The sequence below is a fragment of the Candidatus Anaeroferrophillus wilburensis genome (assembly GCA_016934315.1).
Lineage (GTDB): Bacteria > Desulfobacterota > Anaeroferrophillalia > Anaeroferrophillales > Anaeroferrophillaceae > Anaeroferrophillus > Anaeroferrophillus wilburensis.
The window spans coordinates 33,515-54,729 of the sequence record JAFGSY010000010.1; the positions used below are offsets into that span (position 1 = coordinate 33,515).

At 52.8% G+C, this 21,215-nt stretch carries 23 protein-coding genes; all 23 read left to right on the forward strand.

The genetic code is table 11. From position 1 onward, the window contains the following. Positions 1-122: 122 nt before the first annotated feature. The 23 genes from JXO50_01840 to JXO50_01950 all read left to right on the forward strand — a co-directional run bounded on the left by JXO50_01840 (position 123) and on the right by JXO50_01950 (position 21,197). Positions 123-548, forward strand: coding sequence for an ATP synthase F0 subunit B (locus tag JXO50_01840; GenBank protein ID MBN2331825.1), 426 nt, complete (start codon positions 123-125; stop codon positions 546-548). Between the two features lie 20 nt (positions 549-568). Further along, positions 569-1,186, forward strand: a complete 618-nt coding sequence (locus JXO50_01845; protein MBN2331826.1) for an ATP synthase F0 subunit B — start codon at positions 569-571, stop codon at positions 1,184-1,186. After that, positions 1,183-1,731, forward strand: a complete 549-nt coding sequence (gene atpH / locus JXO50_01850) for an ATP synthase F1 subunit delta (protein MBN2331827.1) — start codon at positions 1,183-1,185, stop codon at positions 1,729-1,731. Before JXO50_01845 ends, atpH begins: the two co-directional genes overlap by 4 nt. Before the next feature lie 6 nt (positions 1,732-1,737). Then, complete coding sequence (locus JXO50_01855; protein MBN2331828.1) at positions 1,738-3,246, forward strand: F0F1 ATP synthase subunit alpha; 1,509 nt, start codon at positions 1,738-1,740, stop codon at positions 3,244-3,246. Positions 3,247-3,340: 94 nt separating this feature from the next. After that, the gene (gene atpG, locus JXO50_01860) at positions 3,341-4,201 is read left to right on the forward strand and encodes an ATP synthase F1 subunit gamma (protein ID MBN2331829.1); all 861 of its coding nucleotides are present in this window, start codon (positions 3,341-3,343) and stop codon (positions 4,199-4,201) included. Positions 4,202-4,238: 37 nt separating this feature from the next. Further along, the gene (gene atpD, locus JXO50_01865) at positions 4,239-5,654 is read left to right on the forward strand and encodes a F0F1 ATP synthase subunit beta (GenBank protein MBN2331830.1); all 1,416 of its coding nucleotides are present in this window, start codon (positions 4,239-4,241) and stop codon (positions 5,652-5,654) included. Between the two features lie 26 nt (positions 5,655-5,680). Further along, the gene (locus JXO50_01870; GenBank protein ID MBN2331831.1) at positions 5,681-6,091 is read left to right on the forward strand and encodes a F0F1 ATP synthase subunit epsilon; all 411 of its coding nucleotides are present in this window, start codon (positions 5,681-5,683) and stop codon (positions 6,089-6,091) included. A 207-nt stretch (positions 6,092-6,298) separates the two neighbouring features. Continuing rightward, positions 6,299-7,738 carry a bifunctional UDP-N-acetylglucosamine diphosphorylase/glucosamine-1-phosphate N-acetyltransferase GlmU gene (gene glmU, locus JXO50_01875; protein ID MBN2331832.1) on the forward strand — a complete coding sequence of 480 codons (1,440 nt, stop codon included), beginning with the start codon at positions 6,299-6,301 and terminating at the stop codon, positions 7,736-7,738. A gap of 6 nt (positions 7,739-7,744) precedes the next feature. Beyond that, a complete protein-coding gene (gene glmS, locus JXO50_01880; protein MBN2331833.1) occupies positions 7,745-9,583 on the forward strand; it encodes a glutamine--fructose-6-phosphate transaminase (isomerizing) in 1,839 nt (612 codons plus the stop codon). Between the two features lie 504 nt (positions 9,584-10,087). After that, positions 10,088-10,522, forward strand: a complete 435-nt coding sequence (locus tag JXO50_01885; GenBank protein MBN2331834.1) for a CBS domain-containing protein — start codon at positions 10,088-10,090, stop codon at positions 10,520-10,522. Positions 10,523-10,807: 285 nt separating this feature from the next. Beyond that, positions 10,808-12,613, forward strand: a complete 1,806-nt coding sequence (locus JXO50_01890; GenBank protein ID MBN2331835.1) for a chloride channel protein — start codon at positions 10,808-10,810, stop codon at positions 12,611-12,613. Then, a complete protein-coding gene (locus JXO50_01895) occupies positions 12,613-14,835 on the forward strand; it encodes a UvrD-helicase domain-containing protein (GenBank protein ID MBN2331836.1) in 2,223 nt (740 codons plus the stop codon). The genes JXO50_01890 and JXO50_01895 overlap by 1 nt, the downstream gene beginning before the upstream one ends. A 121-nt stretch (positions 14,836-14,956) precedes the next feature. Next, complete coding sequence (ffh, locus tag JXO50_01900; protein ID MBN2331837.1) at positions 14,957-16,285, forward strand: signal recognition particle protein; 1,329 nt, start codon at positions 14,957-14,959, stop codon at positions 16,283-16,285. Between the two features lie 32 nt (positions 16,286-16,317). Beyond that, entirely contained in the window at positions 16,318-16,572 is a 255-nt protein-coding gene (gene rpsP / locus JXO50_01905; protein MBN2331838.1) for a 30S ribosomal protein S16, read from the forward strand. 129 nt (positions 16,573-16,701) lie between these two features. Continuing rightward, entirely contained in the window at positions 16,702-16,935 is a 234-nt protein-coding gene (locus JXO50_01910) for a KH domain-containing protein (GenBank protein ID MBN2331839.1), read from the forward strand. After that, positions 16,935-17,453, forward strand: a complete 519-nt coding sequence (rimM, locus tag JXO50_01915) for a 16S rRNA processing protein RimM (GenBank protein MBN2331840.1) — start codon at positions 16,935-16,937, stop codon at positions 17,451-17,453. The genes JXO50_01910 and rimM overlap by 1 nt, the downstream gene beginning before the upstream one ends. A 7-nt stretch (positions 17,454-17,460) precedes the next feature. Further along, complete coding sequence (gene trmD, locus JXO50_01920; GenBank protein MBN2331841.1) at positions 17,461-18,207, forward strand: tRNA (guanosine(37)-N1)-methyltransferase TrmD; 747 nt, start codon at positions 17,461-17,463, stop codon at positions 18,205-18,207. Then, positions 18,207-18,782 carry an RNA methyltransferase gene (locus JXO50_01925; GenBank protein MBN2331842.1) on the forward strand — a complete coding sequence of 192 codons (576 nt, stop codon included), beginning with the start codon at positions 18,207-18,209 and terminating at the stop codon, positions 18,780-18,782. Before trmD ends, JXO50_01925 begins: the two co-directional genes overlap by 1 nt. A gap of 110 nt (positions 18,783-18,892) precedes the next feature. Next, a complete protein-coding gene (gene rplS, locus JXO50_01930) occupies positions 18,893-19,237 on the forward strand; it encodes a 50S ribosomal protein L19 (protein ID MBN2331843.1) in 345 nt (114 codons plus the stop codon). A gap of 83 nt (positions 19,238-19,320) precedes the next feature. Continuing rightward, positions 19,321-19,920, forward strand: a complete 600-nt coding sequence (locus JXO50_01935; protein ID MBN2331844.1) for a ribonuclease HII — start codon at positions 19,321-19,323, stop codon at positions 19,918-19,920. Beyond that, positions 19,917-20,303, forward strand: coding sequence for a YraN family protein (locus JXO50_01940; GenBank protein ID MBN2331845.1), 387 nt, complete (start codon positions 19,917-19,919; stop codon positions 20,301-20,303). Before JXO50_01935 ends, JXO50_01940 begins: the two co-directional genes overlap by 4 nt. A gap of 14 nt (positions 20,304-20,317) precedes the next feature. Further along, on the forward strand, positions 20,318-20,617 hold the full coding sequence (locus tag JXO50_01945; protein ID MBN2331846.1) for a hypothetical protein: 300 nt from the start codon (positions 20,318-20,320) through the stop codon (positions 20,615-20,617). A gap of 7 nt (positions 20,618-20,624) precedes the next feature. Beyond that, positions 20,625-21,197, forward strand: a complete 573-nt coding sequence (locus JXO50_01950) for an HD domain-containing protein (protein ID MBN2331847.1) — start codon at positions 20,625-20,627, stop codon at positions 21,195-21,197. Positions 21,198-21,215 lie beyond the last annotated feature (18 nt).

Consider the following 21,215-nt stretch of genomic DNA (forward strand, 5'->3'; position numbering starts at 1 on the left):
GCTGTATGTGGTGGCTGTTCGGGAAAAGTTTTTTGTCGAATGTATGCGCCGTCGGTTGCCGCATGAACCCCACCTGTTGTATCGTCTGACTTATTGAAGGTGCTAGCCAAGGAGTCTGTTACGTGATTGATCTCAATAGTACGCTCGTCATTCAATGGGTAATTTTCATCTTTGTGATGATTTTCCTGAATCAGTTCCTTTTTAAGCCGGTATTGCGCATTGTCGATGCCCGCCGCGAGAAGGTTGAGGGAACTCAGGAGAGTGCGGCGCAAACGAACGCCCGCACCAGAGAGCATAAAGAGAGTTACGAAACGCAAATTGCCCAGGCCCAGGAACGGCTGGCCCGGGAGAGTCAGGCGGTTCGCGAAAAAACTGCAGGTGCTGCTCGGGAGCAGATGGACAAGGCTCGGGATGAGGCGATGCGTCTGGTGGAAAGCATGCGCCAGCGCATTGATGTTGAATATGATAAGGTGCGGGCAGAGATGGCCGGTGATATCGATCAGGTTGCCAGGCTTATTTCCGGCAAAATTCTGGGAAGGGACGTTTGATGATGAGGTGCAGCAGGGCGATGAAGAAAAAAGCGGTCATTGCCAGCCTGGTGGTAGCGCTTGTATCCATGGTGCTGGTGGTTAGCGTCTGCGCCAGTGGTGGCGGACATGAGGCTGAGCATAAATCATTGTATACTCTGCTGGCAGAAAATCCCATGCCCCTGCTGAAGGATTTCCTGTGGCGGATCATCAATTTTGCCGTTCTCTTATGGATTCTTATCAAGTTCACCGGCAAACCGATCAAAAACTACTTTGCCAATCGGCGGGAAGCATTGCTTCAGGGGATTAATGAGGCCCGGGAAGCCAAGGATGCTGCTGATCGCATGTATAAGGAATATCAGGAAAAACTGGCGCAGCTTGATGATGAGATCAAGGCGTTGGAGAATCGTATACGGTCTGAGGCGGAAGCGGAGAAGAAGCGGATTACTGCCGAAGCTGAGCAGTTTGTTGCCAAGGTCACGAGGCAGGCTGAACAGATGGCTGACCAAGAGGTGTTGATGGCCAAGCGGCGGTTGAAAGATGAAGCGGCCCGGCTGGCCATTGAGGCGGCTGAAGCAATGATTAAGCATAAAATCTCTGCTGATGATCAGGAGAAGATGGTTCACAACTATCTAGAAAAAGTGGTGGGTGCCCAGTGATTCGCGATATCATAGCTAAACGGTATGCCAAGGCATTTTTTTCCTTTGCCAGTGAGCAGGGGATACTGGAGCAGGCAACCGGGGAACTGAGTGGATTTTCCGACTTGGTGCAGAAGCATGTTGACCTTGCCGATGTGCTGGTCAACCCGGTATTTGAGGCCGCTGAGCGCAAGGCGATTCTGGTCGCTGTTGCCGACAAGGTTGGTGTCAGCGCCAATGTCCGGGTGTTTCTCTCAATTTTGATTGAAAAAAATAAGATGAAATATCTGGCGGCGATTCTCGACCATCTGGGGAAGATGGTTGATGAAGCTGAAGGAATTCTGCGGGTTGCGGTGGTCTCCGCCACCCAGCTGGATGGTGAAACGGTGGATCGTCTGAAGCAGAAGCTGGTGGAGCTGACCAGAAAAGAGGATGTACAGCTTTCGGTCGAGGTCGATGAGTCGCTGATTGGTGGTCTCATCACCCGTTTTGCCGGCATGGTTTATGATGGCAGCGTGAGGACGCAACTGAACAATCTTGGAGAAAATCTAATAAAGGAGTGGTAGACAACCATGGAACTACGCGCAGAAGAAATAAGCCAGATTATCAAGAATCAGATTGAGAACTATGATAAGAAGGTTGAGGTTAGCGAGACCGGAACCATTCTGACGGTTGGTGATGGTATTGCCAGGATCTATGGCCTGGAAAAAGCCATGGCTGGAGAGTTGCTCCTTTTTCCCCATGATATTTATGGTATGGTGCTGAACCTTGAGGAAGACAACGTCGGAGCGGCGATCTTTGGCGAGGATATCGAGATCAAGGAAGGCGATGAAGTAAAGCGGACTGGCAGAATTGTCGAGGTGCCGGTTGGCAAATCTATTCTTGGCCGCGTTGTCAATGGCCTCGGACAGCCCATTGACGGCAAGGGCCCCATCGAGTCTACCGATTTCCGACGGGTTGAAATCAAGGCTCCCGGGATTGTTGACCGTAAATCAGTTAACGAGCCCCTGCAGACCGGCTTGAAGGCGATTGACTCCATGGTGCCCATCGGCCGGGGGCAGCGTGAGCTGATTATTGGTGACCGGCAGACCGGTAAAACCGCGGTGGCCATCGATACGATCATCAACCAGAAAAACACGGATGTGTATTGCATCTATGTCGCCATCGGCCAGAAACGTTCCACCGTCGCCCAGGTGGTTGCCAAGCTGGAGGAGTATGGTGCGATGGAGTATACCACTGTCGTTGCTGCCACCGCCAGCGAACCGGCACCGCTGCAGTATCTTTCACCCTATACCGGGGTAACCATGGGTGAGTATTTCCGTGACAACGGCATGCATGCCCTGATTATTTATGATGACTTTTCCAAACAGGCCACCGCCTATCGTCAGCTCTCCCTGCTGCTTCGTCGTCCTCCGGGCCGTGAAGCCTATCCGGGCGACGTCTTCTATCTCCATTCCCGCTTGCTGGAGCGGGCGGCCAAGATGAGCGACGAGCGGGGCGGCGGTTCGCTGACCGCTCTGCCGATCATTGAAACCCAGGCTGGTGATGTGTCGGCCTATATCCCCACCAATGTTATTTCTATTACCGATGGCCAGATATACCTGGAATCTGATCTCTTTTATTCAGGTATCCGGCCGGCCATTAATGTTGGCTTGTCGGTTTCCCGGGTTGGCGGCGCCGCCCAGGTAAAGGCGATGAAACAGGTTGCCGGATCGTTGCGCCTTGACTTGGCCCAGTATCGTGAAATGGCTGCTTTTGCCCAGTTTGGCAGCGACCTCGACAAGGCGACCCAGGCGCAGCTGGCCCGTGGTAGCCGGCTGGTGGAGATCCTCAAACAGGATCAGTATGTGCCGCTGACGGTGGAAAAACAGGTGCTGATCATCTTTGCGGCAACCAATGGCTTTGTCGATGCCTATGATGAATCGGTCCTCGGCCGTTATGAAAAAGAGCTGTACGATTTTGCAGCCAGCAAGTTTGCCTCAGTGGTTGAGGAGATCAAAGAGAAGAAGCAGATTGATGATGACTTGAAGTTGAAGGTTGAAGGCCTTCTCAACGAGTTCAAGGGTGTTTTTAAACCGTAGGTTGACAAGACTGGTAGCCAATGTCCGCCTGATCGAAAAGATGGCGGTGGATACCCCCGTAATGAAGCAGTGCAATTCTGCTGAGGGAAGATAGATGGCAAATCTCAGGGATATACGTAAGCGGATCAGCAGCGTAAAGAGTACCCAGCAGATCACCAAGGCGATGCAGATGGTGGCTGCCTCCAAGCTGAAGCGGGCCCAGGATGGCGTGGTGGCTGCCCGGCCATATGCCACCAAAATGAGTGAAGTGCTGGCCAGTTTGGCTCTGCGGACCGAAGCCGGCAAGCACCCCTTGTTGCAGCGGCGTGAAGAGAAAAACGTCGAATTGATCGTCATGACCTCTGACCGTGGGCTGTGCGGCGGCTATAACAACAATGTCATCAAGGCCAGTGACCAGTTTCTCCGGGAGAAGCAGGGGGACTATGAGAAGGTGATTCTCAGCGTGGTGGGCAAGAAGGTGCGGGACTACTACCGGCGCCGCAATTGGGAGTTTTCCTCTGAATTTCTCAATCCCGGCAATGTAACCTTTTCTTATGCTGAAGAGATCGCCAACGAGGTTATTGATCGGTATGTGGAAAAGACCACTGATGCCGTCTATGTTGTCTACACCGAATTTAAATCGGCTATGTCGCAGAATGTGATAGTTCAGCGGCTGCTGCCGGTGGAGCCGCAGGCTCTGGGTGAAGATGAGGTGGCGGTGGAATATATTTATGAACCGTCTGAAGATGAATTGCTCGCAGATATCCTGCCCCGTTATGTTTACACCCAGTTGTTCAGGATGTTGCTGGAATCCATTGCCAGCGAGCATGGGTCGAGGATGACGGCAATGGATTCGGCGACGAACAATGCGGTTGAGATGGTTGCCAAGCTTACCCTGTTGTACAACCGGGCCCGGCAGGCGGCGATCACCACCGAATTGATGGAAATTGTGAGCGGTGCTGAGGCATTAGGGTAAGCTCCAAAAATAAAACCTTTAAGGAGGCATGTAGGGGATGAGTGAAAAAAATATCGGTAAAATTAACCAGGTTATCGGCCCGGTAGTCGACGTTGAATTTCAGAAAGGGAAGCTGCCGGCGATATTTAACTCACTGAAAATCACCAATCCCGCTATTAACGATCAAGAGTGGAACCTGGTATGTGAAGTTGCCCAGCACCTTGGCGAAAATACCGTCCGGGCTATTGCCATGGACTCCAGCGATGGTCTGACCCGCGGCATGGAAGTTTGGGACACCGGCGATCAGATAACGGTTCCCGTTGGCCGAGAGGTTCTGGGCAGGATCATCAATGTTATCGGTGATCCGGTTGATGAGATGGGTCCGGTGAATGAAACGAAGCGTTATCCGATTCACCGGCAGGCGCCTGAATTTACCGAGCAGAGCACCGAAGTTGAGGCCTTTGAAACCGGGATCAAGGTTGTTGACCTCTTGGCTCCCTACTCCAAAGGGGGGAAAATCGGTCTGTTTGGCGGTGCCGGGGTTGGTAAAACCGTTGTTATCATGGAACTGATCCACAATATTGCCACCCAGCACGGTGGGTTTTCCGTTTTTGGCGGGGTTGGTGAGCGGACCCGTGAAGGGAATGACCTCTGGCATGAGATGAAGGCCTCCGGCGTTCTTGATAAAGCAGCGCTGGTCTATGGCCAGATGAATGAGCCTCCGGGAGCTCGCCTCCGGGTTGGCCTTTCAGCTCTGACAGTGGCCGAATATTTCCGCGATGAGGAAGGTCAGGACGTTCTTCTCTTCATTGATAATATCTTCCGCTTTACCCAGGCAGGTTCCGAGGTATCAGCGCTGCTCGGCCGCATGCCTTCGGCGGTTGGTTACCAGCCCAACCTTGGTACCGAAATGGGGGAACTGCAGGAGCGCATTACAACCACCAAAAAAGGATCGATTACGTCGGTTCAAGCGATTTATGTTCCCGCCGATGACTTGACGGACCCGGCCCCGGCGACGGCTTTTGCCCACCTTGATGCGACCACCGTTTTGTCCCGGCAGATTGCCGAACTGGGGATTTACCCTGCGGTAGATCCGCTGGACTCCACCTCCCGGATTCTCGATCCCAAGGTGATTGGTGACGAGCACTATCGGGTGGCGCGTGCCGTGCAGCTGATTCTCCAGCGCTACAAGGACCTTCAGGATATTATCGCTATTCTTGGTATGGATGAGCTGTCCGAAGAGGATAAGCAGTTGGTAACCAGGGCCAGGAAAATCCAGCGTTTTCTCTCGCAGCCGTTCCATGTGGCTGAAGATTTTACCGGTACACCCGGCGTCTATGTCAAGTTATCCGATACCATCCGCAGCTTCGATGAGATTCTCACGGGGAAACATGATAATTTGCCGGAGCAGGCGTTTTACATGATCGGCAGTATCGAAGAAGCGGTGGAGAAGGCGAAAAAGCTTGGTGTGTAACAGGTCTCAGCTAGACAGGAAATTCTATGGAAACCGATAAAATTATTCTTGAAGTGGTAACCCCCTATCGCCAGGTGCTCAGCGAAGAGGTTGATGAGGTTATCGCTCCCGGTGAAGAGGGACAGTTCGGCATTCTTCCCGGACATACCCCGTTTCTGGCCAAGATCAGGATCGGTGATCTGCTTTATCGTAAAGATAACCAGATATTCCACCTGGCTGTCAGTAACGGTTATTCGGAAGCCAGCTATCACAAGGTTATCGCCATGCTTGATGCAGCTGAACGGCCTTCAGAGATTGATATCCAGCGGGCTGAGAAAGCATTGAAGCGGGCTGAAGAGAAACTGGCTGTGCTATCGCCGGAAGACAAAGCTTTTTTCGAGGAGCGGACTGCTTTGGAGCGGGCCCTCAATCGGATTCATATTGCCAAAGTCAAATAGTTTATCTGTAGCGTGATGTGAAAAACATGAAAAGACGGGGTTGATGCCCCGTCTTTTTATATTTCCCTGCTTCTTATCTGGCGAGATTTTATTCTGTTCAGGAGGAAGTGCCGTGATTGACGAAAGCCACCCGGCACCAGGCGGTCGCCACATCAATGCCTAGTGGCTGAAAAAACAATTAATATTTAGACCCATGGTGCCGAAGGCATGGGGAAGGCATTGGTCCATGTTTGTGTTGTAGAGGAGGAGTACGTGAGCGATCAGGTTGCAGCGATTGTCCTGGCGGCCGGCAAGGGAACCAGGATGAAATCTTCAATTCCTAAAGTGTTACATCCCTTGCTGGGACTTCCCATGCTGGCTTATCCCCTTCGGGTGCTGGCATCGCTGAAAATTGTTCAAAGTGTGGTAGTGGTCGGCAGCGGCCGGCAGCAGGTGATGGACCGTTTTGCCGGGTGGCCGGGGGTAAGTTTTGCCTGGCAGCGTGAGCAGCGGGGAACTGCTGATGCGGCAGCTGTGGGCTTGGCTCAATTGGCAGGCTTTACCGGGACCATTCTCATTATCTGTGGCGATGTGCCACTCCTTACTACCGCCACCGTCAAGGATCTTCTGATCCGGCATCGACATGATGGTGCGGCGGTAACAGTGCTGAGTGCCACCCTAACCGATGGTGGCGCCTATGGCAGGGTGGTACTCGACCGGGATGGGCAGCTGGAACGGATCGTTGAGGCTCGCGATGCCACCCTGGAAGAACTGGCCATCAACCGGATCAATTCCGGTATCTATTGTGTGCAGGCGGAGTTCCTACGTCAGGTGTTGAAGGAGATTGACTGTCAGAATGTCCAGGGAGAGTATTACCTTACCGACATGATTGCTGGTGCCCGCCGGGTAGCAGCAGTGGCGGCATATCATGATGTTGTCAATCCTGATGAAATCCAGGGAATTAATGACCGGCAACAGCTGAGTTCTCTGGAAATACTGCTGGCTGATCGGATCAGAAAACAATGGCAACAGGCGGGGGTCACCATCAGGTTCCCGGAGCAGGTAGATATTGAGCCTGATGTAACCATTGCCCCGGATACCGTTATTGAAAAAGGTGTTTCACTAAAAGGGAAAACAACCATTGGCAGGGGCTGTTACCTGGGGGAAGGGGTGCTTCTCCGAGATGTTGTTCTCGCGGATGGAGTCAAAGTGTTTCCCTATTCAGTGCTGGAACAGGCGGTGGTGGAACGAGAGGTTCAGATTGGTCCCTTTGCCCGCCTGCGGCCGGGGACGGTCTTGCGGGAAGCGGCAAAAATAGGCAATTTCGTTGAAGTGAAAAAGGCGGAAATTGGTATGGGTAGCAAAGCCTCCCACCTTTCCTATCTTGGTGATGCAAAAATTGGTAAGGGAGTTAATATTGGCGCCGGTACCATTACGTGTAATTATGATGGTTTTCATAAGCATGAGACGGTTATTGAAGATGGGGTTTTTGTTGGTTGTGATACCCAGTTTGTGGCCCCGGTAACCATAGGGAAAGATGCTTTGGTGGGAGCCGGCAGCACGGTTACCAAGGATGTGCCGGAAAATGCCGTGGTCACCAGCAGAAACCGGCAAACGGTGTATCCCGGCCGGGGGATGGCATCCCGGGCAGTAAAAAACAAGGAGTAGACACCTATGTGTGGCATTGTTGGTTATATGGGTCCCCAGGATGGTGTGCCGGTGGTCATGGACGGCCTGCATAAACTTGAGTATCGCGGTTATGACTCCGCCGGCATTGCAACGTTTCAGGAAGGTCGGATTGTCATTTCCCGCAGTGTGGGTAAATTACGGCAGCTGGAGCAGAAGCTTCTTTCGTCAACCATGGCTGGTTCGCCGACCATTGGCCACACCCGGTGGGCAACCCATGGCCGGCCAACGGAGCCCAATGCCCACCCCCACGCTTATAAAGGGGTCGTGGTTGTCCATAATGGCATTATTGAAAATTATGTGGCCCTGAGGAGGGAACTGGAAGCTGAGGGCAACCGTTTTGCTTCTGAAACTGATACGGAGATTATCAGCCACCTTATTGCCAGAGAACTGGGTGGTGGTGCGGGCCTTCCTGAAGCGGTGCGCAAGGCGTTGCACCGGGTGCGGGGCGCCTTTGCCCTGGGAATCTTATATGAAAAAACACCGGAGATGATGATTGCCGCCCGCAAAGGCAGCCCTCTGGTGGTTGCCTATGGGGAGCAGCAGGGAGAATATTATCTTGCTTCCGATATTCCGGCTCTGCTGGCCTATTCCCGGGAGGTCATCTTTCTTGATGATGATGAGATGGCGGTCTGTACTCCCGGCGGGATGACGATCAGCAGGATAGCTGATGGCCGGGAAGAGCAGAAAGAGGTACATCGGATTACCTGGGATCCGATTATGGCAGAAAAGGGTGGCTATAAACACTTCATGCTGAAGGAGATCTTTGAACAGCCACAGGCGGTCAGCAACACCCTGCTGGGAAGAATTTCAGAAGACCGGCAACGGGTTGATCTCCAGGAATCAGGCTTTAGTGCCGATGACTGGCGGCAGTTCAATAAGGTGGTTATCCTTGCCTGCGGTACTTCCTGGCATGCGGGACTGGTGGGCAAATTCTGGTTTGAAAAACTGGCCCGCATTCCCACGGAGGTGGATATTGCCTCTGAATTCAGATATCGCGAGCCGCTGGTGGATGAGTCCACCCTGCTGGTGGGCATTTCCCAGTCTGGGGAAACCGCTGATACCCTGGCGGCCCTGCAGGAGGGTAAACGCCGGGGGGCAAAGATTTTTTCCATCTGCAACGTGATGGGGAGCAGTATTGCCCGCCAATCCGATGGAGTACTCTACACCCATGCCGGTCCCGAGATCGGGGTGGCGTCCACCAAGGCATTCACGACCCAGTTGGCTTGCCTGATGCTGCTGGCTTTGGATATGGCGGCGGCCAGGGGGTCCATGGCTGGTGAAGAGATTGCCCATGTCGTCGATCAACTGTTGCACCTGCCGGTGTTGATGGAAAAGGTGCTTGAACGGGCACCCAGGTTGGAAAACATTGCCCGGAACTATCATCATGCGACCGATTATCTCTATCTTGCCCGGGGGTTGAACTATCCCATTGCTCTAGAGGGTGCCCTGAAGCTGAAGGAAATTTCCTACATCCATGCCGAGGGGTATCCTGCCGGGGAGATGAAACATGGTCCCATTGCTCTCATCGATGAACAGATGCCGGTGGTTGTTCTGGCCCCCCATGACCGCCATTATGAAAAAGTTTTAAGCAACCTTCAGGAGGTGGTGGCCAGGGATGGTAAGGTAATCGCGTTTACCGCCGATGGTGATGAGCAGGTGGGCGAGCACAGCGCCGAAGTGGTGTTTGTTGAAGAACCAGGAGAACTGCTGAATCCACTGGTTTATACTGTTCCCCTGCAACTGTTGGCTTACTATACGGCTGTTTTTAAAGGAACTGACGTTGATCAGCCCCGTAATCTGGCTAAAAGCGTGACCGTGGAGTAACGAACTGGATGCTGTTGTCTCCATGTAGCAAGGGGCGCTGTTAAGGCGCCTTTTTCTTGTGGATGCTAAAAACCATCCCTCCTGTGCCGTGGTTGGCGCTGGGCAAAAAGACAACGGGGTTGGCTGCATTTTTCCCTGAAAGAAGTAATGGATTTTGTGGAAACAGCCCCGATTGGGAGTGATGCACGGCAAACGGTCAGCTTGTTAAATTTTGGAAGCCTCCGGGCGGTGAACGTGTGTCTGGAAGCCGATTGCCTGGCAGGAGATTGGGGTAGCCGCGTATAAACAACAAAAAAATGGAACTTCCATTGACAGCAGCAGGGAAAAGCGTATAAAAAGATAAAATATCAAGCTTTTTTATCGAGGAATCAAAGATTGTCGCAAGGCTTTCAATTGTTGCACAACCCTGCGGTTATGAGCTTTTATCGGGGCAAGCCTCAGGTATGTGTTTCGTCGGCAATCGCAGTTTTCGCTTGACCAGCGGTATGGATGCAGGAGATAACCATGGCGAAAATTTCGGATGTTCTTAAGGAAAAAGGCACGCAGGTCTATTCTGTTGATCGGCAGACGACGGTTTATGACGCGATCAAACTGATGGCCGAAAAAAATGTTGGCGGGCTTGTCGTAACTGCTGCGGGACAGGTGGTGGGCATTATTACGGAACGTGATTATCTTAAAAAAGTTATTCTGCAGGGGAAAGCCTCCAATACTACCGCAGTGGAAGAGATCATGACCGAAAAAGTTGTTGTTGTCACTCCCGATCAGACGGTGGAATCCTGTATGGCAATCATGGCGGAAAAGAATTGCCGTCATTTGCCGGTTATGGAACAGGGGGTTCTGGCCGGCGTGGTTTCCATCCTTGATCTGACCCGGCAGTTAACCAGGGAACAGCAGACGACGATTAAATATCTCCAGGATTATATCTATGGAAAATGCTGATCTTTTTAGCGGGCTCCCAGACAGGAAATGATTACACCGGGTGTTGCCGCATCCGTTTAACGGCCATGGCTGCGATTAAAAGGATTTTTGCAACAGCGGGGTAGTTGTCTCGCATGGCACCCTGGCTTCAGATGTTGTGTATCATTGCATTATGTGGAAAGTGAGTAATTCCCTTCTGGGCGAATGTGCACTTGATTCCCCTTTTCATTGACAGGCGTCCCCGTTTCCGACTATTCTTCCCGGCTTGGTTCCCGGCAAAATTATTACCTGCTTTTGTTTCTATTGATGACCTATCGTACATTTCTTACTCATATGCAGAATCTGGTGGTACGGCTCAAGCGTCGATTATCCGTGTCGGAAAATTACTTTCTTATTTTTCTGGCCATGGTTATCGGACTGCTGAGCGGTCTGGGAAACCTCGGGCTGCGCAAATCCATCGAGTTGTGTCATGAATATATTTTTATGACCGGCTTTGACGCCCTGGATATCGGTGCAGGTGGATGGCGCTGGTTGTTGCTGCCCTTGCTGCCGATGATCGGCGGTGCCCTGCTGATTCCTCTGGAGATGTTGTTCCCCGGCCAGGTTTCCGGTTACAGCCTGCCAAACTTTCTCAAAGCCGTCAATCTGGGCGGTGGGTCGCTGAAGAAGAGAAATATTTTTATCAAGATGATTGCCCCGGCCATAACCATCGGCACCGGTGGTTCCGCTGGCCAGGAGGGTCCCATTGTCACGATTGGCGGCACCCTCGGATATACGGTGGGGCAGTTGTTTTCCATGGGCGCGGCCAGGATCAAGCTGCTGATTGCCTGTGGCGTAGCCGGTGGCATCGCCGCGACTTTCAATGCCCCCATTGCCGGGGTGTTCTTTGCCCTCGAAATTATCATGATGGGTCAGCTTGATCTGGCCATTTTTGCGCCCATTGTCATCTCATCGGCCACTGCCGTTGTGTTTACCCGGGTGGTATTTGGTGAGGCGGCTTTTTTTTCGGTGCCGGCGTTTTCCCTCGGAAGCCATCTGGAACTGATCAATTACATCGTCATGGGGGTGATCATCGGTTTTCTGGCGGTGCTGTTTATCCGCTTTTTTTACCGGGTTCAGGATTTTTTCCAGCAGCTCAAGCTGCCTCGCTGGAGCAAACCAATCCTGGGCGGTTTTCTGGTGGGGGTTATCGGCTTGGTTCACCCGCAGGTGATGGGTGATGTCTACCATTATATGGGGGAAGTGCTGCGACAGCCGACGTTGTGGCATGTTGTCTTGCCGTTGATTTTCACCAAGATGCTGGCTACCTCCATTACCTTGGGCTCTGGAGGCGCCGGTGGTTTGTTTGCCCCGATTCTTTTTATCGGTACCATGATCGGCGAAACCTGTGGCCAGCTTGGCAATATGCTGCTGCCCGGCGTGGTGGTCAACTATGACGGTTACGCCGTGGTGGCTATGGGGGCCTTTCTGTCAGCGGTTACCCATGCTCCGATGACGGCAATTTTTCTGGCCTATGAGTTGACCAGCAAATACCAGATCATTCTGCCGGCCATGTTTGCCACGGTGATCGGCACCGTCATCGCCCGCAGCCTGGAACGGGAAGGAATCGATACCTTTGGTCTGGCCCGGGAGGGTATCCATTTGGAAGGCGGCCGGGAGGTGAACCTCCTGCGTTCCATCACGGTTGGTGATATTATGACCTCCGGTCCCATTGAGACTATTCCGGAGGATATGAAGCTGAAGACTATTCTGCAATTTTTGCCCCGTTCCCGCAATACGACCTTTCCGGTGGTTGATAAGGCTGGTTTGATAAGCGGCATTCTTAGTATCCAGGATATTCGCGAGCTGGTTTACGAGCAGGGTCTTGAAGAGTTGTTGGTGGCCAAAGAATTGGCTACCCCCCGGGTGGTGACCGTCACCGCCGGCGACAATCTAGATCTGGCACTGAAAAAAATCGGCTATCGCAATATTGACTATTTGCCGGTAGTGGCCGTCGATAACGCTCGGCAAATAATTGGCATGGTTTCCCGGCAGGACATTATTTCTGCCTACAACCGTTCATTGCTGGGCAGAGAACTGCAGGGAAAAACAGTGCCGGATGAGGTGGCCTGATGGTGGCCATGAGTCGGACAGGATATGCAGCCGATCCGGAGACTGTTCTGGCCGGTCTCAATCCCGGCCAGCGGGAGGCGGTAAGAAAGTGCACTGGGCCGTTGCTCATTCTGGCGGGAGCGGGGAGCGGCAAGACCAGGGTTATTGTCCACCGGATTGCCTATATGATCGGTGTTGTAGGGATTGAACCGGCATCCATCATGGCGGTTACCTTCACCAATAAAGCAGCTGGAGAGATGCGTGAGCGGGTTCACCGGATGGTTGGCCCGGCCGCTGGCAAACTCTGGATCAATACCTTTCATGCTACATGTGCCCGTATTTTGCGCCGTCATATCGGCCGTCTTGGTTTCAGTGAACGGTTTGTCATCTATGATGACAAGGATCAGCTGAGTATTATCAAGGAGGTTTTTAAGAAACATAATCTTTCAGAAGTGAGCCTTAAACCGGAAGTGGTGCGGGCGGTTATCAATGATGCCAAGAACAAGGCTCTCGATGCCGATGATTTCAGCCGCCGGGCATCGACCTGGCAGGAAGAGACCATCGCCGGAATTTATACCGCCTATCAGCAGCAGCTGCAGCACAACGATGCCCTCGATTTTGGCGATCTCCATCTTAAGACGATTAAACTTTTTTCCCAATGTCCTGACGTTTTGGCGGAGTATCAGGAACGTTTCCACTATCTGCTGGTCGATGAGTATCAGGATACCAATGAGGTTCAGTACCGTTTGCTGAGGATGCTGGTTGAAAAACGTGGCAACCTCTGCGTGGTTGGTGATGATGATCAGTCGATCTACAGCTGGCGGGGGGCGCGGCTGAAAAATATTCTTGATTTTGAAGCTGATTATCCTGCTGCCTTGGTTGTCCGTCTCGAAGAGAACTATCGTTCCACCCAGAATATCCTTGAAGCCGCCAACGGGGTTATCTCTCATAACCGGCAACGGAAAGGAAAGGATTTGTGGACCCGCAATGAGACTGGAGCGTTGATCAGTCTGCATGTGGCTGCCGATGAATACGATGAAGCCCGCTTTATTATCGGTAAAATAAGGGGGCAGGAGCGGGATTTGGCCGACCATGCTATTTTTTACCGTACCAACGCCCAGTCCCGGGTATTGGAGGAAGTCCTTAGCCGACAGGGGATTCCCTATGTTATCGTTGGTGGTTTCCGGTTTTATGATCGGGCTGAAGTAAAGGATCTGCTGGCCTACCTGCGGGTGGTTAATAATGTCAAAGATAGTGTCAGTCTGTTACGGGTTATCAACGTTCCCGCCCGGGGGGTGGGGAAAAAAACGGTAGAGAGTCTTAAGGAACTGGCGTTAGCGCAGGGGTGTTCTCTTTGGCAGGCATTGGAGTTGTGGGTGGCGGATTCGGCGTCAGCCGGGAAAAGCAAGCAGGCGCTGGTTGCTTTTGTCCAGCAGGTTCAGGAATGGCGCCGGCAGGAAGAGGGGACAATCAGTGCACTGCTGCAGGATATCATTGCCAAAACCGACTATTCTGCCTGGCTGCAGCGGGGTTCTGGTGCCCATTTGTATGAGGGAAAAAAGGAGAATATCGCCGAACTCTTCAATTCCATTGTAACCTGGGAAAGCAATGAAAGTCAGCCATTGCTGGCCAACTATCTGGAGTCGGTGGCTTTGATCAGCGAGGTTGACCGCAGTGCGCCGGAGCAGTCACGGGTAACCCTGATGACGCTCCACAGCGCTAAAGGGCTTGAATTCCCGGTTGTTTTCATGGCTGGAATGGAGGAAGGCCTGTTTCCAAATCGCAAATGCTACAATCGGGATGCCGAGATGGAAGAGGAGCGTCGGTTGTGCTATGTGGGGATGACCAGGGCCCGGGAGAAGCTCTACCTGGTTGCCAGCCGTAGTCGTCAATTCCAGGGGGTCCGAAGTGACAATAAGCCATCTCGTTTTTTGTTTGATATTCCCCGTCAGCTTATTCAGCAGGAGGATGCGGCTTCAGGTCCAACCCATGGTGGGAAAAGGGTCCGGGAACATCAGCAAAGCAGCGGAGTAAAACCGGCGCCGGCCAAAAAGGTTTCGCCGGGTGATTCCTCTTCCAATGCCGGGTTTCCGGTTGGCTGCAAGGTGATTCATGGGGTTTTTGGCCCCGGAGTGGTGGCTGCCAGAGAGGGTCATGGCGATGACCTGAAGCTGGTTATTATCTTTCGTGATCGTGGGCGCAAGAAAATATCCTTGCGTTATGCGAAGCTGGAACGTTGCTGAAAGGGTGTTAACCGGGGTTTTCCCAGAGTGATTTTTATCATTTCCCCGCCCTTGACTTTTCCATTTCCTTGAGGTATCATCGCAGGCTTCATTATTCTGGGGGAAGTGTCTGTGGAACGCTATGTTTGAATCATTATCAGATAAGTTAGAGCTAAGTTTTAAGAAGCTGCGCGGACATGGCCGGCTGACCGAAGAGAACATCAAGGAAGCGCTCCGGGATGTCCGGATGGTGTTGCTGGAAGCTGATGTCAACTTCGTAGTGGTCAAGCAGTTTGTTAAGGCTGTGCGTGAGCGGGCCATGGGGCAGGAGGTTCTCCAGAGCCTGACTCCGGCCCAGCAATTTGTCAAGATTGTTCACGATGAGCTGGTTTCCCTGATGGGCGGTGTTGGTGTCCCCCTCGATCTGGCGGCAGCCCCCCCGGTGGTGATCATGATGGTAGGTCTCCAGGGGTCAGGGAAAACAACCACCAGTGGCAAACTGGCCCTGCATCTGAAAAAGAGGGAAAAAAAGTCGGTTTTGCTGGTGCCGGCAGACGTTTATCGGCCGGCGGCCATTGACCAGTTGCAAAGTCTTGGCAAGCAGATCGATATTCCGGTTTTTTCGTCGCATGCCGGCCAGGATCCTGTTGACATCAGCCGGGATGCGTTGCATTACGGTAAAGACCATGGGATTGATGTCCTTATAATTGATACTGCCGGTCGGTTGCATATCGATGAACAGTTGATGGCTGAGCTCGAGCGAATGAAAGGGGCAGTGAAGCCGCAGGAAATTCTCTTGGTTGCCGATTCTATGACTGGCCAGGAGGCGGTAACGATAGCCAAATCGTTTCACGACTTGCTCGATATCACCGGGGTAGTGCTGACCAAGCTTGACGGTGACGCCCGCGGCGGCGCAGCCCTCTCGATTAACGCCGTGACCGGCAAGCCAATCAAGTTTGTCGGTGAAGGGGAGAAGCTCAACGCCCTGGATGTCTTTTATCCCGATCGCATGGCTTCCCGGATTTTGGGAATGGGTGATGTCCTGACCCTCATTGAACGGGCCCAGGAAGTTGTTGATGAAAAAAACGCCGCTGCGCTGGCGCAAAAACTCAAGAAAAATGATTTTAATTTTGAAGACTTTCGCACCCAGTTGCAGCAGATTAAAAAGATGGGCTCGATGGGTGGTCTGCTGAAAATGATCCCCGGTCTGGGTAAAGTAAAAGATCTGGTTGAGGATGGTCAGCATGATAAGGAGTTGAGCAGGGTTGAGGCGATTATCAATTCCATGACCGCCAAGGAGCGCCAGGATTACCGGCTCATTAACGGCAGTCGTCGTAAGCGTATTGCTGCTGGCAGCGGCACCACCGTGCAGGATATCAACCGATTGCTGAAAAATTATCTGGAAATGAAAAAAATGATGAAAACATTCAATAAAATGGGTCCCAAAGGATTGAAAAAACTTTTACAGTAAGGGTATTTCCCTGAAAAAGGAGAACAGAGCGAATGGCAGTGCGAATCAGATTGACCCGTAAAGGTGCAAAGAAAAAACCTTTTTACCGGATAGTAGTGGCCGATTCCCAAGCTCCCCGTGACGGGCGTTTTATCGAAGTGGTGGGAACCTACGACCCCTGTAAAAACCCCAGTGAAGTTGTCCTGAAGGAAGACAAGGTCAACTATTGGTTGGGGCAGGGTGCAACGCCTACGACGACGGTTGCCAACCTGATCAAGCGGGCGCAGTCTGCCGGTAATCAGGAATAGGCCGCTGTTCCTGAGGGGTGAGGGGTAAGGCTGGTGGTCCGGCGTCCCATCTCCGCAAGGGTGCCACGGTCCACGCTATCCTCAAGGGAGCCGGTTGGCCAGCTCCGAGAGATCAATGGAGGAAGAGCCATGCTGAAAGATTTGATCGAATATCTTGCCAAAGCCCTGGTTGATAATCCTGAAGAGGTGAAAGTCACCGAAGTCGAGGGTGAAAATGCTACCGTGATCGAGTTGTCGGTTGCCAAGAGTGATTTGGGCAAGGTCATCGGCCGACAAGGTAAAACAGCGCGAGCGATGCGAACGATCATGGGGGCAACCTCGGCGAAGTTGGGCAAGAAAACCATTTTAGAGATTGTTGAGTAATGGCTGATTCCTGGCTGGTGCTGGGAAAGATTGTCAAGTCCCATGGCCTGCGTGGTGATGTGAAGGTGGTGCTGCTGGGGGAATCGCTTGAAAATCTGACGCTTCCCGGGGTTCATCTGCGGCTTCCCGGCGGTCGTCTGGTGCCGGTCACCCTTGCCGGTGGACGACCGGTGAGCGGCGGCTATATTTTTCACCTCGATGGCTATGCTGATGTCAATGCAGTCCAATCCCTGATCCCGGCGGAAGTAGTTGTCAGGGCTGAGAATCTACCAACTTTGGCTGATGATGAGTATTATCATTTCCAACTGTTGGGGCTGACCGTCAAAGATACGGCTGGTACGGTTCTTGGTACGCTGGATGAAATAATGCAGACCGGAGCCCACGATGTCTACTGTATTCGTGGGCAGGCTGGTATGGCGGAGGTTCTTGTCCCGGCCGCCGCTCCGTTCATTGTCAGTATTGATCTTGAGGCAAGGTGCATGGTTGTTGATCTGCAGAATCTGCAGGAAGGTGAATAGCTCTGTCATGTTGCAGATCGATGTGGTGACGATCTTTCCCAGGATGTTCGATTCGCCGTTTGCCGAGAGCATGATCAGGCGGGCTATTGACCGGGGACTTCTTGACCTGAAGGTCCACAACCTCAGGGACTACTGTCATGATCGCCATCGGGTGGTGGACGATTACCCTTATGGGGGCGGGGCAGGGATGGTCATGCGGCCGGAGCCGGCAATCCGGGCTATTACAGCAATCAAGGGGAAGGGCGGCCCGGGAAAAGTCATCCTGACTTCACCTCAGGGAACGCAGCTGACCCAGAAGCTGGCCGGTGAGCTGGCCGGTGAAAGGCAACTGATTTTCTTCTGTGGCCACTATGAAGGCGTTGATGAGCGGATACGCGCTTTTGTGGATCAGGAGATCAGCATTGGCGATTATGTCCTGACTGGCGGCGAATTGCCGGCAATGGTGATAATTGACACTGTTGTGCGGTTGTTGCCCGGGGTGCTTGGTTCTGCCGATTCACTGGCCGAAGAGAGCTTTTCGCCGTTGCTGGAATATCCGCACTACACCCGGCCGGCTGACTATGATGGTTTGGTGGTCCCGGAGGTGTTGCGTTCTGGACACCATGAGCAGATCAGCCAATGGCGTCGCACGCAGGCTCTCTGGCGGACGTTTTGCCGCCGGCCGGATCTGCTGTCGACGGCACGGCTTTCAGCTGAGGAAATGGAGTTGGTTGCCCGCTGGGAAAGGGAACGGGAGAACGGCAAACAGTCGTGATGAATGGTTCTGTTTCCTTGGTGCTTCTCCACTACCCGGTTGTCGATAAGGCAGGCAACGAGATTACCTCGGCGGTAACCAATCTTGACCTCCATGATCTGGCCAGGATATCATGCACATATGGTGCCGGTGAGGTGTGGATTGTCACGCCGATTCCTGAGCAGCAGCAGTTGGTCAGAGACATTGTCACCCATTGGACGGATGGCCATGGAGGCCGCCATAATCCTGATCGACGCCTGGCATTGTCTTGCATCAGGTTGGCGCACAGCCTTGGTGAGGTTGTCGAGAGCGTGGCGAAGCAGACTGATGGCGAGGTCTTTACGGTAGCCACCAGTGCGAAGAAAATCGGGACAACCATAAGTTTTGCCGGCCTGCGCCAACTTTTGGAAAGGCAAGCCGGACGGTATCTGCTGTTGCTGGGCACCTCCTGGGGGATCAGCGGCCGATTGCTGGCAACCGTGGATTATCTTTTGGAACCGATTGAGCCGGATAGAGGGTACAACCACCTGCCGGTCAGGGCTGCCGCAGCGATTATGTTTGACCGACTGCTGGCCAGACGACCGGAGAGCAGGTAGAGCATAACATCATCAGGCGTGATGTAGCTTGTTGTTATAATGTTGCACGTGGATCATGTTGTTTTATCAGCCAGTCTTGACTGGTGGACATGTTGTGAGGAAAGGTTAGCATAATGAATCAGATAGCACAGATTGAACAGGATTTTTTGCGGTTGGATATCCCACCGTTCAAAGCTGGTGATACGGTGAAGGTACACGTTAAGATTCGTGAGGGAGAAAAGGAAAGAATCCAGGTCTTCCAGGGGTTTGTCCTCCGCCGTCAGGGTGAATCAAATCGTGAAACCTTTACCGTCCGCAAAGTTTCCGGCGGCATTGGAGTTGAACGGACGTTCCCGATGCATTCTCCCATGATTGATCGGCTTGAACTGGTATCGCGTGGTCGGGTACGACGGGCAAAACTGTACTACATGCGGAAACTGCAAGGCAAAGCTGCTCGAATCAGAACCATCAGGTAGCTTCTTTTGCTTGCCGGCCTGCCTCTCGAAGTTGCTGTTTGCCGTTTATTGCTCTTTTCGTACCAGGGTGGTGTAGAGAGACGATGACTGCCTCACTAAGGGGACTTCAGAGGTGTTTCAACCATCTCGGTTACCCTTTGGTGGCCGGGGTTGATGAGGTGGGGCGTGGTCCGCTGGCCGGGCCGGTGGTGGCAGCTGCGGTGGTATTGCCGGCAGCAACGACATTAGCTGGGGTTAAAGATTCAAAAGCTCTTTCCTTCACACGGAGGGAGGAGCTTTTTCATATGATCGTCAGCAATGCGATTACCTATGGTATCGGGGTGGTCGGTGCCGTTGATATTGACCGCCTGAATATCCTTCAGGCGACCTTTCTGGCCATGGGCAGGGCGGTCAGCCGGATGCACCTGTATCCGGATCTGGTGGTGGTCGATGGCTGTCAGCGGCTCCCTTTGTCTTTGTGCCAGTATGCTTTGGTGAAAGGTGATGCCCGTTGCCAGGCTGTTGCTGCCGCCTCCATCCTTGCCAAAGTTGTTCGTGACCGGATCATGGCCTACTATCACCGCTGCTACCCTGAATATGGTTTTGACCGGCATAAGGGGTATGGCACTGTTGCACACCGCCAGGCAGTGGGAGTGTGGGGGCTTTCCCCGGTTCACCGCCGAACGTTTAAAGTGAAGCCATGAAGAAGATCAGGTCTAAACCGGCGGGGGCAAACCAGCGGTTGGGACAATGGGGAGAGGGGCTGGCGGCAGTCTATCTTGAAGAACGGGGGCTGCGGATTGTGGAGCGGAACTTCCGATGTCCCTTAGGTGAAATTGACCTCATTGCCCAGGATGGCGACTGTCTGGTATTCTGTGAAGTGAAAACCAGACGGTCGACGGCCTTTGGCCAGCCACAGGAAGCAGTGGCGCTTGCCAAGCAGAGAAAAATTATCCGTAGTGCCACGTGGTATATTGCTGCGCGGCAATGGAGTACAGATGTTCGGTTCGATGTGGTGGCAATCAGCAAACCAACAGCTGGCGAGCCGGTGATTGAGTGGCTGCCGGCCGCTTTTTTTATATCCTGACAGGGGAGTGATGAATGGCAGACCAGCAGGGAAAAAAAGGACAGCGTCTAGAGGATGAAAACCTTCTTCCTGATCAGGTTGATGACGAACAATGGATGCCGTCCCTGCTGGCGGAAGTTGACGAGGAGTTGGGGCAGGTTACCGAGCAGCTGCAGGAATCCTATGCAAAGCTGGCTGCCGCCCTGGATCAGCTAGAGGGGGAGATTGCCGCGGCCCTTGAGGATGGTGATGAGATGAAGTATGAAGCGGGCCAGTTGAAAAAACATATGGTGTTAGCCCGGCTGCGGGAAATCGAGGCACTGAAAATTTTTTAAGGCAGGCATGGATAAGATAGCGAAATTTCTTTTTGAAGTGGGCATGCTGAAGAGGACGCCCCGCAGTGGCCTGCAGTTTTTGGGTTCGGGCAATGAGTCGGTTGCCGAGCATATCTGCCGCACGGTGTACATTGGTTTTGTCCTGGCCCAATTGACGGATGATGTTGATGAAGGCCGGCTGCTGAAGATGTGTCTTTTCCATGATCTGGTGGAGTCGCGTACCGGCGACCTCAATTATGTCAATAAAAAGTATGTTCAGTCCAATGAAGAAAGGGCCATGAAAGATATCTCCCGGCCGCTTTTTTTCGGTCAGGAGATGGCCGTCCTTTTTGCCGAGTTCAATGAGGGGAAGTCACAGGAATCCCGGCTGGCCAACGATGCCGATCAGCTTGAGTTATTGTTGCTGCTGCGCGAATGTCAGGATTTGGGCAATAAATATTCGGCTGACTGGATTCCGCTTGTTATCAAACGGCTGCAAACGGAAGCCGGCATCAAGCTGGCGCATGTGATTTTAAAGACAGATTGGTCAGCCTGGTGGTTTGAGGATGAGGATGAAGCTTGGTGGATCAATGGCAAGTAGAAGCGTGATTAATCAGCG